The 13,946-nt window shown below is 47.5% G+C and carries 8 protein-coding genes; 2 read left to right on the forward strand and 6 right to left on the reverse strand.

Translation table 11 applies throughout. From position 1 onward, the window contains the following. Positions 1–199: 199 nt before the first annotated feature. On the reverse strand, positions 200–907 hold the full coding sequence (gene nrdG, locus AXE77_RS02575) for an anaerobic ribonucleoside-triphosphate reductase activating protein (RefSeq protein ID WP_116711967.1): 708 nt from the start codon (positions 905–907) through the stop codon (positions 200–202). A gap of 176 nt (positions 908–1,083) precedes the next feature. Beyond that, positions 1,084–3,459, reverse strand: a complete 2,376-nt coding sequence (gene nrdD, locus AXE77_RS02580; protein ID WP_240612638.1) for an anaerobic ribonucleoside-triphosphate reductase — start codon at positions 3,457–3,459, stop codon at positions 1,084–1,086. Between the two features lie 1,050 nt (positions 3,460–4,509). Here nrdD and AXE77_RS02585 point away from each other — a divergent pair. Next, the gene (locus tag AXE77_RS02585) at positions 4,510–4,932 is read left to right on the forward strand and encodes a DUF3052 domain-containing protein (protein WP_116712069.1); all 423 of its coding nucleotides are present in this window, start codon (positions 4,510–4,512) and stop codon (positions 4,930–4,932) included. Between the two features lie 536 nt (positions 4,933–5,468). Here AXE77_RS02585 and AXE77_RS02590 read toward each other — a convergent pair. The 3 genes from AXE77_RS02590 to AXE77_RS02600 form a co-directional block, all read right to left on the reverse strand. Continuing rightward, a complete protein-coding gene (locus AXE77_RS02590; protein ID WP_116711969.1) occupies positions 5,469–7,469 on the reverse strand; it encodes a DEAD/DEAH box helicase in 2,001 nt (666 codons plus the stop codon). A 242-nt stretch (positions 7,470–7,711) separates the two neighbouring features. Beyond that, positions 7,712–8,938: a glycosyltransferase family 2 protein gene (locus AXE77_RS02595; protein WP_116712070.1), complete on the reverse strand. Its 1,227-nt coding sequence runs from the start codon at positions 8,936–8,938 to the stop codon at positions 7,712–7,714. After that, positions 8,935–10,560: an AI-2E family transporter gene (locus tag AXE77_RS02600; RefSeq protein ID WP_240612639.1), complete on the reverse strand. Its 1,626-nt coding sequence runs from the start codon at positions 10,558–10,560 to the stop codon at positions 8,935–8,937. The genes AXE77_RS02595 and AXE77_RS02600 overlap by 4 nt, the downstream gene beginning before the upstream one ends. Positions 10,561–10,828: 268 nt before the next feature. Between AXE77_RS02600 and glnA the strand changes: the two genes are divergently transcribed. Further along, the gene (glnA, locus tag AXE77_RS02605; RefSeq protein WP_116711971.1) at positions 10,829–12,265 is read left to right on the forward strand and encodes a type I glutamate--ammonia ligase; all 1,437 of its coding nucleotides are present in this window, start codon (positions 10,829–10,831) and stop codon (positions 12,263–12,265) included. Positions 12,266–12,482: 217 nt separating this feature from the next. Here glnA and AXE77_RS02610 read toward each other — a convergent pair whose 3' ends face one another. After that, on the reverse strand, positions 12,483–13,820 hold the full coding sequence (locus AXE77_RS02610) for a zinc ribbon domain-containing protein (RefSeq protein WP_116711972.1): 1,338 nt from the start codon (positions 13,818–13,820) through the stop codon (positions 12,483–12,485). Positions 13,821–13,946: the final 126 nt, after the last annotated feature.

A 13,946-nucleotide genomic window follows, 5' to 3' on the forward strand; every position in this document is an offset into this window, starting at 1 on the left:
CGGAATCTCGCCAAAAAACGACAGTCACTTTACACGAGTGTAAAGAAACTAACGCACTACGCTCTAAGCGCGAAAGCAGGTCGTCGCGCCTACGATGCTGAAAACTTTCGAGGCTCATCAGAGTAACTATTTACAACACCAGCCAAAATAGCTACAAAACCATGAAAATCACCCAGCAAATGTAGTCAAATTCATGGATTTACGAAGCATCGCCTTCGCCTTGCGCGCGGTCTTTGCCGTAAATTGACGGAATAAAACGCTCCTGATCGTGAAGCTTCTCCCAAATTACCGGCGGATCGTGCGGATTTTCCAAAGACTTTGGCACGTCAATAATACGCTGATTACTGGAACCTCTAAACTGCAGCAGCGAATCGTGCAAATCCTTCATATAACGGCCGTCAACAAGAATGTCAACGTACTGCAAAAGTTCGAGTTTATCCGGCGTCTCCCCCGGGCGCATAAGTTCTTCCCAAGTGTAGCCAGTCCAACTCCAGATATCTTTCGTATGACCAAATTCTTTGCGAATACGCTTGCACAACGGCAGCAAAATGCCAGTATTCAGCAGCGGTTCACCGCCGAGAAGCGTCAAACCTTGAACGTAAGGCTCCGCCAAATCCTTCATAATCTGGTCTTCAAGCTTTTGCGTATAAGGGTGTCCTGCGCGAAAATCCCAAATCGACTCGTTATAGCACTCAACGCAATGGAACGGGCAGCCGGAAACGTAAAGCGAACAGCGAATACCCTCGCCATCCGTCATCAAAAAACGCTTATAGTCTGCAACCATGCCCTGGCTCATGCGCTCGCTCGACCACTGACCGGCGCGCGGATTATTAGAAAGTGAGGTAGGAATCCACGGACCGCGATTCGCGTCATTCGGCGCAAAATCATGAAGCGTAATACGTGCCATACCCCACCCCCTTATATTAATTACGTTACTTAATTACGTTACTTAATTACGTTACTTAACTACGTTACTTAACTACGTAAAAAGTTGCGTTACACATAATCTCATGCCGTTGGGAACGCGCAACACACGCACGCATTACCAACGGCACGAATTATAAATAAAAATAACGAAATCTACTACTTGGCTTCCTCATACCATTCGCGAGATTCGCCATTATCCAGCGTCACGTGACCAGTTTCGCCAGACATGTGCTTCACGCGATGCGCAATTTCCTCGTGACGGCCGTGAACCATCGGACGCTGAACAGGATTACCCAAGTAGCCGCAAGTACGCTTAGTAACATTGCACTTATCTGGATCACTATTGCCGCACTCAGGGCAACGGAAACCTTCCTTAGTCGGCTCAAAATCACCCTGGAAGCCACAAACGAAACAGTGATCAATAGGCGTATTCGTACCCAAGTAACCAATGCCAATCTTATAAGCGTAATCCCACACAGCTTCCAAAGCCTTAGGATTCGCCTGCAAGCAAGGGAACTCACAGTAGTTAATAAAGCCGCCGGAAGCAAGATACGGGAAGTCAACCTCGTAACGAAGCTTCTCCATAGGAGTTGGCTGCAACCAAACCGGATAATGGAAGGAATTAGTGTAGAAGTCGTGATCAGTAACGCCTTCAATGCGGCCAAACTTCTGACGATCCATACGGTTGAAACGGTCCGTCAAAGACTCAGCAGGAGTCGAGTAAACGGAATAATGGTAACCCTCCGCCTTCGACCACTGCTGGCAAAGCTTATTCATGCGACGCACCAAAGAAAGCGCAAACTCCTTGCCATCCTCATTCCAGCTGTGATCCTTAATCCAATCCTTACCAAAGAACACGGCCGTAGTCTCATACAAACCAATATAGCCAAGCGAAACCGTAGCACGCTCGTTACGGAACAACTGATCCACACTCTCATTAGCTTCCAAACGGCCAAAAGCACCGTAGCGGAACAACGTTGGAGCGTTCACAGGAGTTGCCTGCTTGCAGCGCATAATGCGGAAACGCAAAGCCTGGTGAGCAATCTCCATACGCTCGTCAAAAAGCTTCCAGAAACGATCGACGTCACCATGAGACTCAAGCGCAATACGCGGCATATTCACCGTAACCACGCCAAGATTCATGCGGCCGTCTTCCACGTCCTTACCGGTTTTCGGATCAATCCAACCCTGAAGGAAGGAACGGCAGCCCATAGGAGCCTTGAAGGAGCCAGTAATCTTCACGATATTCTCGTAGAACACAACGTCTGGATACATGCGCTTAGTAGAGCACTCAAGCGCAAGCTGCTTCAAATCGTAGTTCGGGTCGCCCGGATCCGCGTTTACACCGTGCTTAACAGTAAACACAAGCTTAGGGAAGATAGCAGTGTGACGATCCTTACCGAGGCCGCGAATACGATTAAGCAAAATAGCGCGCTGAATTTCGCGAGCAAACCAAGACGTACCAAGACCAAAGCCAACAGTTACAAACGGAGTCTGGCCGTTAGAAACGCGGTTGGAATTAATCTGATATTCCATCGTTTGCATAGCATCGTAAATAGCTTTACGCGTCATAATCTTTGCGTAAACTTCACGAAGCTGATCAAGCTCGCTCAAGTTTTCGTCAAAAGGAGTGTCAGCAGGAAGCGGATCCCTGTCTGAGCAGTGAAGATTCTTAGGCTCCTGAGCCTTCAAACCGTCAATCATATCCTTCGCAACTTCAATCGGCGTAGAATCCGGAATCATAGCGTGAGCCATAGCAATATTCTTGTCGTAATCGCACTTTGCGTAACGCTCAAGCATTTCGTCCGCACGATTCACCGTCTGGCCACCATACTGCGCGCCAGCAATATCCTTAATAATCTGCGTAACCTGGGTTGCGGCAGTACCAATAGACTTTGGACTATCCATCATGGCATTGCCAAGCGCAAAACCCTTAGCAAGCATGTCGCCAAAGTCAGGAAGCGAACAGTTGCTCATGCAAGTAAATGGCGAATAATCGGCGTCGTGGAAGTGAATATCACCCTTCATATGCGCGTTAGAAACGGCGTGAGGAAGCATAGAAAACGCGGAAGCCTTGGAAACAGCACCGGCGAGAAGATCGCGCTGGGTGGCGTAAACGTTGGAATCCTTATTTGCGTTTTCGCGAACGAGCGACTCGTCTCGGTTTACAAGACGATTCACGGCTTCGTTAATATCCGTAGCCTTAGCGCGATCGATATCGCGGTTCAGACGATAGCTCGTGTAGCAGCGCGCAACCTCGTACAGATGGTTCTCAATAAGGCTGTGCTCAACTAAAGTCTGAATATCCTCAATCTTTGCCGGACCATTGTAACGATCCTGAATTTCGGCCTCAATATGATCAGAAATGCTACGAATCATCTGCTCTTCCTGCGGACCGACTTCCTTGCCCAAGTCCTTGAAAGCAGCCTTCACAGCCATAATGATGTTCATTGGGTCAAAGTCAACGACACGGCCATCGCGCTTCTCTACAAGTACACGTGAAACTGGGGCTTCCACCACGCCATCATTCATACGAATTGCTGCGTTATCAACGTCAGTTTCTTCCAAAACCTGCATCGGACAGACCTCTCTCTACCACTTATTTTTATTATTTTTACTACTTATTAACGTTTCTCTCGTTGTAAACTATTTCAATAGTTTACAACGACCTGCTCTACTATAACCCAAGTCTTGCACAATATCTAGGGAAAAACGTAAAGATAACAACCTACATATAGTGATTTGCGTCACTTTCGCGATTTTTGAGGCGTGTCGAGGATGAGGGAGGCTTGATTGCTGGCGTTTTGAATTTCTTAGTTTATTTTTTCTTTAGACAGACTTGCGTATCGTCTGTGAGTTTTGTAACTGATTTAGTTTTTTGGTTTTTACGAGGCTGGAAAATTTGTGTTTGCGCACGTCCCGTCCTTCGTCGCTCTGGTTGTTAAAGGTTTTTATGTCTGCTTCGTTCTTTATGTAATGTTGCTTCCTCAGTCCTCTTTTAGTGCTGAACACAATTTTTCCAGCCTCTCAACAAATTAAGCACAACACAAAACTCATAGACTCGTGCAAAAAAGTTGCGAAAGTGCGTGGTTTACTAAGTGCAGCTAAAGTTACGCAATTAAGCTGCGGTGGTGTGGGGAAGATTGGGTTCGGTGTGACTTGTGCAGCAGCAGGAATGCTAGTGGTTTCTAGGCAATAAGTACTCAACGTCCGCAGAGCAATACTGTTAAAGTTCACTAAGCAGCAAATACTCACCGTTCGCAGAAGCAATGCTGCAAAGCTACAGGAACATTTGCGGGAAAATTCCCGGCGTTTGTTGCTGGATTGGCTGGTTTTTGGAACATTTGCGGGAGATTTTCCGGCATTTGTTGCTGAATTTGCGTAATTATGGAACATTTGCCGGAGTTTTTTCTCCGGTAAATGTTGCTGTTTTGGTGGTTTTTTGGAACATTTGCCGTGTACTTTTTCGACATTTCCTATACACGCACGTAAAGCAGAGTCAGTAAGGAAAGACTACTTAAGTAAGTACAATACACGCCGTTGCGTGCGCGCACTTCGTGGCGCTTTGATATATTGAGTCACGTGGAACAGATAGCTTTTCAACATGCACAGGAATTCGGATTCCAACGAGGAGACATTGTGCAACAATGGCTCTGGGACGATGATGTTGACGAAACAATTTGCGAAAGTATCGAACAACTCACTGGCGAAGAACTAGTGGACGAGGACTACGATTCCGCTGTTGATGGCGTAGTTATTTGGTGGCGCGACGGCGACGACGAAGACGAACTCGCGGACACCATCATGGATGCCACAAATATGCTTGACGACGACGCACCTATGTGGGTATTAACACCAAAACCAGGGCGCGAAGGTTCCCCAAGTTCCAGCACCGTGCAATCAGCCGCTAAAACCGCAGGCATGAACGCCGCTACGCCGTTGACTGTAAGCGCTGATTGGAACGGAATTCAGTTGCGAGCATTTGGCAAGGGCCAAAGCAAGTAAGCAATTAAGCAAGTGCAGCAAGCGCTTTTTCGTTATTCGCGCAGTACAGTTTCTGCGTTAATAACGCTCGCGCGGGTAACGCGCTCGCTTACGAAACTCGCGTTGGAAGTCCCCCGGACTTCCAACTTAAGCGAGTTTCCGCTTTTACCGAGCTTGAAATCCCAATGATTTCAAGCTCGGTAAAAGCGCTAGTGCAGTACAGTTTCTGCGCCAGTAACGCTCGCGCAGCGCTCCAAACGCGAGAAACTCACCTCACATTTGGAGCGTGTCATGTGGTATGGCGCTCGCGCAGCGCTTTGGTGATTTTATGGAACATTTGCCGGAATTTTCTCTCCGGGGTTTGCGCGACGACATGCTTGAGCGCTGCGATTTAGCGCGCGAAAGCAACTCGGAGCGTGAGCTTGCTCAAGTTGAAAGCACGGGGTGCTTTCAACGCAAGCTCAGTAGCGAGCGCGTTACCCGCGCGAGCGTTAAGCACCCCGTGCTTCACAATTGAGCCAAATCACGCTTTGAAGGAGCTTGAAATCCCAATGATTTCAAGCTCGGTCAAAGCGACCGCGCCCGCGCCACTGCCCGCGTCCACGTCCGCGGCCTTTGCGCTTGTGCTGCTCAGGCTCCGGCATACTCCAACCTTCCTGCAACTCAGCAGCCTCTCCCACGATTTCATCCAAAACAGGCGAAGCAGGATTCACATCCTCAGCCTTCGCATGAATCCCAGCACGACGAAGCATCATGTGCGCCGAACGCTTTTGATTCGGCAGCACAAGCGTCACCACATCACCCTCTTCGCCAGCGCGCGCCGTACGGCCAGATCTATGAAGGAAGGACTTCGGGTCCTCCGGCGGCTCCGTCTGCACCACCAGCGCAACTTCACTAATATCAATGCCGCGCGCCGCCACATCCGTCGCAACCAGCACGCGCACCAATCCTTCCGCAAACACCGCCAAATGCCGGTCGCGTTGATTTTGCGACAAATTACCTTGCAAATCCACCGCAGGAATACCCTGCTGCACAAATTTCTTTGCCATATTCTTCGCCTGATACTTGGTGCGCGTAAAGAATATGGAACGCTTGCATCCGGAAGCCAACTTGCGCAACACTTCGTATTTGTCTCCCGCCGACACAGCAAAAATGTGGTGAGTCATGGTGTCAACCTGCGAATCCGCATCGTCAACCGCATGCACTACGGCGTTTGGAAGGAAGCGGCTCACCAGCGCGCCAACTTGCTTATCGAGCGTGGCAGAAAACAGCATTCGCTGGCCGTCCGGCTGCACTTGTTCAAGAAGTCGCGTAACAGCCGGGAGGAATCCCATGTCTGCCATTTCATCGGCCTCGTCAAGCACGCTAACCATCACCTTTTCGAGCGTCAACGCACCTTGCCGCAGCAAATCTTCCAAACGACCTGGGCACGCGAGCACAATTTGCGCACCCTGCTTCAGTTGCGATACCTGGCGCTGGTATCGCACGCCGCCATACACCGTCACTGTGCGCATACCGTAGGCTGCCGCAAGAGGCGCTACCACATCGTCAATTTGGTGCACAAGCTCACGCGTTGGAGCCAAAATCATTGCGCGAGGAGCCGGCACATCACCATCTTCGCGAGCCTTACGTTTTTTGCCGGAATTAATAAGATCAACAAAGTTCTCCGCTAATCGCGCCACAAGCGGAATGGCGAAAGCCAATGTTTTACCGCTTCCCGTACGACCGCGACCTAGAATATTCGCTCCACGCAACGAATCAGGCAACGTAGCCTGCTGAATTGGGAACGCCGTCGTCTTTCCGTCGGCACGCAACACTTCCACAATAGGATCCGGCACCCCGAGTTGTGCAAACGTTACGTCGTCACGATAAGCGTCGCGAGATTCGATTGCAGAATCCGGAATGATTACTGGAGTTTGAGTTGCTGAAGATTGAGAATCTTGCGTCGACAATGCGTGTGCGTCCGACGAGTGATGCGCCGCAGATTGGCGTGCCGCAGACTGCTTATTGGAAGCGTGCTTGTCGGAAGCATACTTGCCAGAAGCATACTTACCAGAAGCGTTCTGAGCAGAGTCACGTTGCGCAGTATTCTTACCAAAACCATCCGCCTGCGCAAAATCCGCCTGCGCAAAATCCTGTTCAGCCTCGCGAATCGCCATTTCCTCATAGCGCAAAGCCTTCTGACGCGCCTTTTCTTGCGCTTTCTGCGCTTTACGGTTGCGTTCCCTTCGCGAGTTAAATTCGTGTTTTACACTGTTGCGTTTGTGATTGCCCTGGTATTCAAAAGGATTGCGCTGCTTGTTGGACTTCTTCGCACTGCGCGCCTCGCGAATTTCATAGGATTCACGTTTGTTATGCGTATTCTTTACTTTGCCGCGCTTCACAGCGTTGCCGGCACCCGCGTCACCAGCACCCACGTTGCCGGCATTCCCGTTGCGAGCAACGCGACCAAATTTCCCAACGTCTTTCGTACTTTTCGTATTCTTCGTATTCTTTTGATTTTTCGTATTCCTGGCGCCACGCTTATTGGCGGACGCAGCATAATGAGTATGCGGCACAATAGCCTTTCGTAAAGTATGTAATAGTTTGACTACATGTAATCATTAAAGTCATGAACTTACTGAGCCTAGCACACGCCCCACACAAGCGTTATATATTCTTATCCGTTGGTTGACAGATTGATTAAACGTTAGTTGGCAGATTGATTATCCGTTGGTTGGAAGGCTTGATTAGCCGTTAGTTGAGGCTTGATTAGCCGTTAGCCAAAGCACCAAGCCGTCCCAAATCAACGCACACTACCCTACTTACCGGTGTGATGAATCGGCTTCCACTCACTCTTTGAGAACACGGCTTGGAACGCAATCGGCACATAAGAAAGCATGAAAATCGGGAAGCTCAACGCGTACGCGAACAGCTCCTTATTCGTAGCACCCAGCTTATCGTGCTCCACCAGAATCGTCAGCGACACAAACACCATCATGCCAAAAACGCTGGTAACTGTAGTGGTAATAAAATTGAGCGAGGATTCAATTTGGCTGGTCCACGTTACGAAACCAAAGGCCGCAAACACGAACCCAAGCATAAGTCGTACAATCGCTAATACCATAAACGGACACAGCATAAGCGTAAAGTCCACGGATGAAAAGTCGCGCTCGCGAATACCGTGACGTATAAGAGCAGCACCATAGTAGCGGAACACTTGCAAGAAGCCCTTACTCCAGCGCAGCCTTTGTCTCCAACTTTGCCTGAATGACACCGGCTGCTCGTCGTAAAGCACAGCCGAACCACAGTAGCCCACTTTGTCTCCGTGAAGAATCGAGTCCATAGTAAATTCGAGATCTTCCGTAAGAAGGTGGAATTTCCAACCGCGATTTCGGTGCATAATTTCGCGTGAGAACATGAATCCCGTACCGCCCGCGTGGCAGCTGGATCCGAACAGCATGCGTGAATTATTAGTAAAGCGCGACTCTCGAATAAACCACAGTGCAGAACCGGATGAAACCCAGTTGTCGGAGAGGTTGACAGAGTTACGATAGCTTGTCAAAATCTGATAGCCCGCGTGGAAGCCTTTGTTCATTTCTTCAAAATAGTGTTCGTCGAGTTTATTATCCGCGTCGAACACAAAGTAGGCGTCGTACACAGCGTCCGCACCACTTTCCATAATGTGGTCGAGCAGATAGCTTAAGGCGTACCCTTTGCCAATGTGCTTTGTGTCGAAACGTTCTATAACATTGCAACCGGCGCGACGACCTACTTGCGCAGTGGAATCGGTACAATTATCGGCCACAAGCCAAATATCAATGAGCTTTTGCGGATATGTCTGAGTTTGGATGCAGCGAATCAGGTTGCCGATTACCGCTTCTTCGTTTCGTGCGGAAATAAGCACGGCATAATGCTTATCCATAGGCGCTTCGGGGAAAACAATAGGTTTAGCGAACAGCGATGCTACAGCGCACACGCCTTGGTATACGACGCTGCTAATACCAATAACTATTACTAATACGTCAAATATTGATAGCAGAATCATTGCTTCCATCCGCTCCGTGGGTTATTTTTTACGTTATTTTTTATAGTATTCTTTTTTGTTACGTTTTTGTTGCGACGGCGAATATTCCGCGCAGTCGTAGCGTTTCCTGCGTTTTCCGTACTTTTTGTACTTTCCGTACTTTCCGCATTTTTCGCAACTTTCGCACGTCGCACACGATTTGCAGCAAGATCTTTATTAACAGCGTCCAACACTTCGCGAGAAATCGCCATCGTAGCAAGAGAATCAGCCTCATCCGCATCGTAAACGGAAACGTTAACTTCGCTGCCAGCATCCGTATTATCAGATACATACGCCTGCTTGTACCAGTACAAAATATCGTCGTTCATGGAAATTCTGGAACTACTACCCCGCATCACGCGAAGCACCGTATCACGAACAGGCTTCATAAAATTATGCCCAATAGCTTCAACGCTCGTAACCATAAGCGACTTACGCTCAGGGCGAGGATCGTTCATAAGAGGAGACGAGACAAGATGATACTGTTTCGTACACACCTTAAAAATAGCCTGCAAACTAGCCGTAACCGGCAGCGCAAGAAACGCTCCAAGCGCACCAAATACAGCACCCATCACCAACACTGAAAGAAAAGCGACAGCCGGATTCAAATCCATAGTTTTTTCGGAAATTTTCGGCGAAATCACCATATTTTCAATCTGCTGATAAATCGTAATAAAAATTAACGTTGCGAGAGCCGCACCATAACCGTTCGATCCCCACGCAAACAGAATCGGCAAAGCACCGCCCAAATAGGTACCAACTGTCGGCACAAACTGCGAAACAATGCCGCAGAATAACGACAAAGGCAACCAATATGGAATGTGCATCACAATAAGAAATATCGCCGTACCCACGGCATTAATCGCAGCCAAAATAATACGCGAAAACAGGAAGCTGGAAATTTGCTCCTGCACAACCGACCAAATAAACAAAAACCTTCGCTGCGACTGCGGATTCATCCAACGGCACATGCTTCGACGCATAGCCGGACCTGCTGCCGAAATATAGTACGTCACCATAAGAATCGTAAGCAAATCAAGCAGAAATGTCATCACACCCCACGTGGTGTTCAACGCTTGACCGGCAAAATCAACCACCCACGAAGTCTGCACATGCTTCAAAATTTCCATGCCAAGCTGCTCAATATTCGGCATCCTAAAACCGGTAGAATGAAGCACAAACTGACTCAGCTGATGATATAAATCCGGCAAGCCCAAGGCCATCGACACAGCCTGCTGCACAAACAAATTGCCAAACAATCCCAGCAACAAACCGACGACAACCAGCAAACTCGTAAGCGTAAAACCGGAAGCGACTCCTCGCCTCCAACCGTGCTTAATAAGACGAACCACCAACGGTTCCATAGCGAGCGCAATAAAAATAGACACGATGACGTCGAAAACAATAAACGAAATGCTACTCCACGCAAACCATAAGAAAATCGACGTAAAAACAACAATCGCCACGTAAATAAGTGCGCGACCAAGCCAGTCCGGCGGCCGCCTATCGTCACCTTTTGCAGGGAAAAGCGAAGCTAAGTCCAGTTTGTTGTCGCCAGAGCGCCCTGCACTAGCGTTATCGGCTAAATCGTTAGCTTCATACATTTCATGCTCGTGATACGTCATACTCACTATTGTACCGGCGCGAACTGATGAAAAGGGCTTACGGCATGTAAACTGCGCGGCAACGCAACCACGCAACCACGCAATCACGCAACCACGCAATCACACAATCACGCAACGCAGCCACACTACTCGTAACACGCAACGCAGTACGTAACACAAACGTAACGAGATATTCGAGTCGACGAAATCCAAAATCACTCTCCCAGTTCTAAACTCGTTACTGAAGATTAAGAAAGGAATGGTGGCCATGACCACGTTGCAAACGAAAGAAGATGCCGCAGCCCTTATTGAAAAGGAAGGCATTGAATACGTTTCCGTACGATTTACTGATTTGATTGGTGTCCAGCAGCACTTTACAGTCCCAGCTGACGAATTTTTGCACAGCGCATTCACTGACGGTATGGCTTTCGACGGCTCTTCTATGCAGGGCTTCCAAGCTATTAACGAATCCGACATGAAGCTTATTCCAGACGTCGATACTGCTTACATCGACCCATTCCGTAAGCATAAGACTTTGAATGTGGCCTTTTCTATTGTTGATCCTGTGACGGATGAGCCATACTCTCGTGACCCTCGTCAGGTGGCAATTAAGGCTGAATCTTATTTGAAGTCCACTGGTATCGCTGATACCGCAAGCTTTGCTCCGGAAGCTGAGTTCTTTATTTTCGACAAGGTGCGTTTCGCAAACGATATGCAGCGTTCCTTCTACGAGGTGGATTCTAACGAAGCTCCTTGGAATTCCGGCATTGATACAGAAGATGACGGCAGCAATAACATTGGTTTTAAGAATCGCGTAAAGCACGGCTACTTCCCTGTACCGCCGGTTGATCACAATCAAGACTTGCGCGACGACATGGTTTACAATTTGCAGAAGGTTGGTTTGATTCTTGAGCGTTCTCACCACGAAGTTGGTGGCGCTGGTCAGCAGGAAATCAACTACCGTTACAATACGCTTGTTCACGCTGGCGACGATTTGATGAAGTACAAGTATGTGGTTCACGAAACCGCTGCTTTGGCTGGCAAGGCTGCAACCTTTATGCCTAAGCCAATTGCTGGAGACAACGGCACCGGCATGCACTGCCATCAGTCGCTTTGGAAGGACGGCAAGCCACTGTTCTACGCGGAAACCGGTTACGCTCAGCTTTCCGACATCGCGCGCTGGTATATTGGCGGCTTAATTAAGCACGCTTCTTCCGTGCTCGCTTTTACTAATCCTTCGCTTAACTCTTACCACCGTTTGGTGCCAGGCTACGAAGCTCCAGTGAACTTGGTTTACTCTGCGCGCAACCGTTCCGCCGCAATTCGTATTCCTCTTGCCGGCGCTGAGCCTGCCGCTAAGCGCATTGAGTTCCGCGCACCGGATCCTTCTTGCAACCCGTTCTTAGCATTCTCAGCTCAGCTTATGGCTGGTTTGGACGGCGTGATTAACCACATTGAGCCTCCAGCCCCGGTTGACAAGGATTTGTACGAGCTTCCTCCTGAGGAGCATGAGGGTATTAAGCAGGTTCCTTCTTCGCTTGGTGAGGCTTTGCAGGCTTTGGAAGAGGATCACGACTTCCTCATGCAGGGCGATGTGTTTACTAGCGATTTGCTTGAAACTTGGCTGAATTTGAAGCATGAGGAAATGGATATGGCTCGCTTGGCTCCAACGCCACTTGAGTATGAGCTTTACTTCCATATCTGATTTGCTTTAATATCTGATTTGCTTTGCTTTTTACTTGCGCATCCAGTAATTGGATTGCAAATACAGTAAATACAGTAAGTACAGCAAATACTGTAAGTACAGCGAATACATTAAGTTATAAACTTAAATAAAATAAATCCCCCACAAAAACTTGCGGGGGATTTTTTGTTATATTTTTTGTTAGGTATTTTGATTATTACTAATCAGCTACTTGTCACTAATTTTCGTTGTTGCCAAAGCTAACGGACAAATTATCGCCATTAATCTTATACCTTCCATAAATGCAGAAGTTGTCAGATTGGTCGCCATCTTTCCAATCTTTGTCGTCATTAACCTTATAACGATACTTTACCTTTGTAGTAAATGGATCTGTGCTAAAAGTACTGGAAGAAGTATTAATATCGTTAATCTTAGGATACTTTTCGACACTTCTCTTAATATCGGAATAGTCATAGTTGAGATCAGAGAAGAATCCATACGACTTTTTCTTAAGCTTAATAGCGAATTCACATTCTTTTGAAACCTCAGGTTCCGTAGAAGCTACGCACTTATCAATCTCTTTTTTAACAGCAATTGCAATGCCCTTAGCTAACCTATTAGTGGCAACAAGGTTAACAACCGTAGTATCCGCGCTCGATCCGGCACCAAAAACAGTAACGTCTTTAATAGAATCAGCTTCCACAAATGGCGAATCTATAACTGGCTTAACGGTATACGTTCCAGGGTAAACAGGGATACTATACCTTGTGCTATCACTATTATTTCCGTCAGTATAGCCGTAGCTTTCATCTTTCTTTGAAGACTTCTTGTATTTGTCTAAATTCACTAAAGTGCCGTTAATATTAAGTTTTTTAATGCTGCTAGGTACTTCTACAGGCAACGAGCTTATAGTCGGGTACTTTATTTTGTAAGAACTAAATACGAGCCATTCTTGCTTAGGTGGCGTAAGCTCAACATTAAAGTATGATTCTTGACCATTAATTTTGTAAGTAACGCGCTTAGAATCGTACGACAAATCGGTAATAGACGAGTTCGCAATACGATTTTCAGTATTCTTACCAGTGTTATTGTTCATAAGAACACGAGTACCATCTGGAACGTTGCTAGAAGTCCAATCGACAAGATTGCTAGCTTCCGTAAAGTTTCCATTTTCCAAAGCAGTAACGTATCGCTTAACTGTAGCTTCCTGAGAATACACATTTTTTTGAACAAAGTAATATGTAAGGCCAAGAATTACAACTAAAACGCCTACTACGCTAAGAATAATCTTAGTTTTCTTGCTCATTTTTACTGGAGCTGGAGCTGGAGCCGGATCAAAAGCTGGAGCCGGATCAGAAGCTGGAACCGAATCAAAACTTGTGGTAGTTTGCGAAACGGGATTGCTATATTGTGGCTGCATTGGTTGAGTGACAGGCTGAGTAAACTGCTGTGCCTCTGGTTGAGCAACAGGCTGAGCAGGTTGCGTCTGAACAGGCTGATTGTCTACTCTGGCGCCGCAATTTGGACACCACGCAGCATCATTATCAATTGCGTTTCCGCATTGTATACAATTCATAAATTAACTCCTACTATTTCACAAAAGTGCCTAGCATATTATTCATACGCTAAGCACTTTTGAATAAAATTTTTGTTGCAAGCTATTTTGCTAAACTAACGCAAACTTTACAAAAAATACTCTATA

Origin of the sequence: Gardnerella massiliensis (assembly GCF_003408845.1) — a bacterium.
Taxonomy (GTDB): domain Bacteria; phylum Actinomycetota; class Actinomycetes; order Actinomycetales; family Bifidobacteriaceae; genus Bifidobacterium; species Bifidobacterium vaginale_H.

Bases quoted from the DNA above. Each gene is read 5' to 3' on its own strand.
- nrdG (WP_116711967.1), bottom strand. From the start codon at position 907: ATGGCACGTATTACGCTTCATGATTTTGCGCCGAATGACGCGAATCGC.
- nrdD (WP_240612638.1), bottom strand. From the start codon at position 3,459: ATGAATGATGGCGTGGTGGAAGCCCCAGTTTCACGTGTACTTGTAGAG.
- AXE77_RS02595 (WP_116712070.1), bottom strand. From the start codon at position 8,938: ATGATTCTGCTATCAATATTTGACGTATTAGTAATAGTTATTGGTATT.
- AXE77_RS02600 (WP_240612639.1), bottom strand. From the start codon at position 10,560: ATGTATGAAGCTAACGATTTAGCCGATAACGCTAGTGCAGGGCGCTCT.
- glnA (WP_116711971.1), top strand. From the start codon at position 10,829: ATGACCACGTTGCAAACGAAAGAAGATGCCGCAGCCCTTATTGAAAAG.
- AXE77_RS02610 (WP_116711972.1), bottom strand. From the start codon at position 13,820: ATGAATTGTATACAATGCGGAAACGCAATTGATAATGATGCTGCGTGG.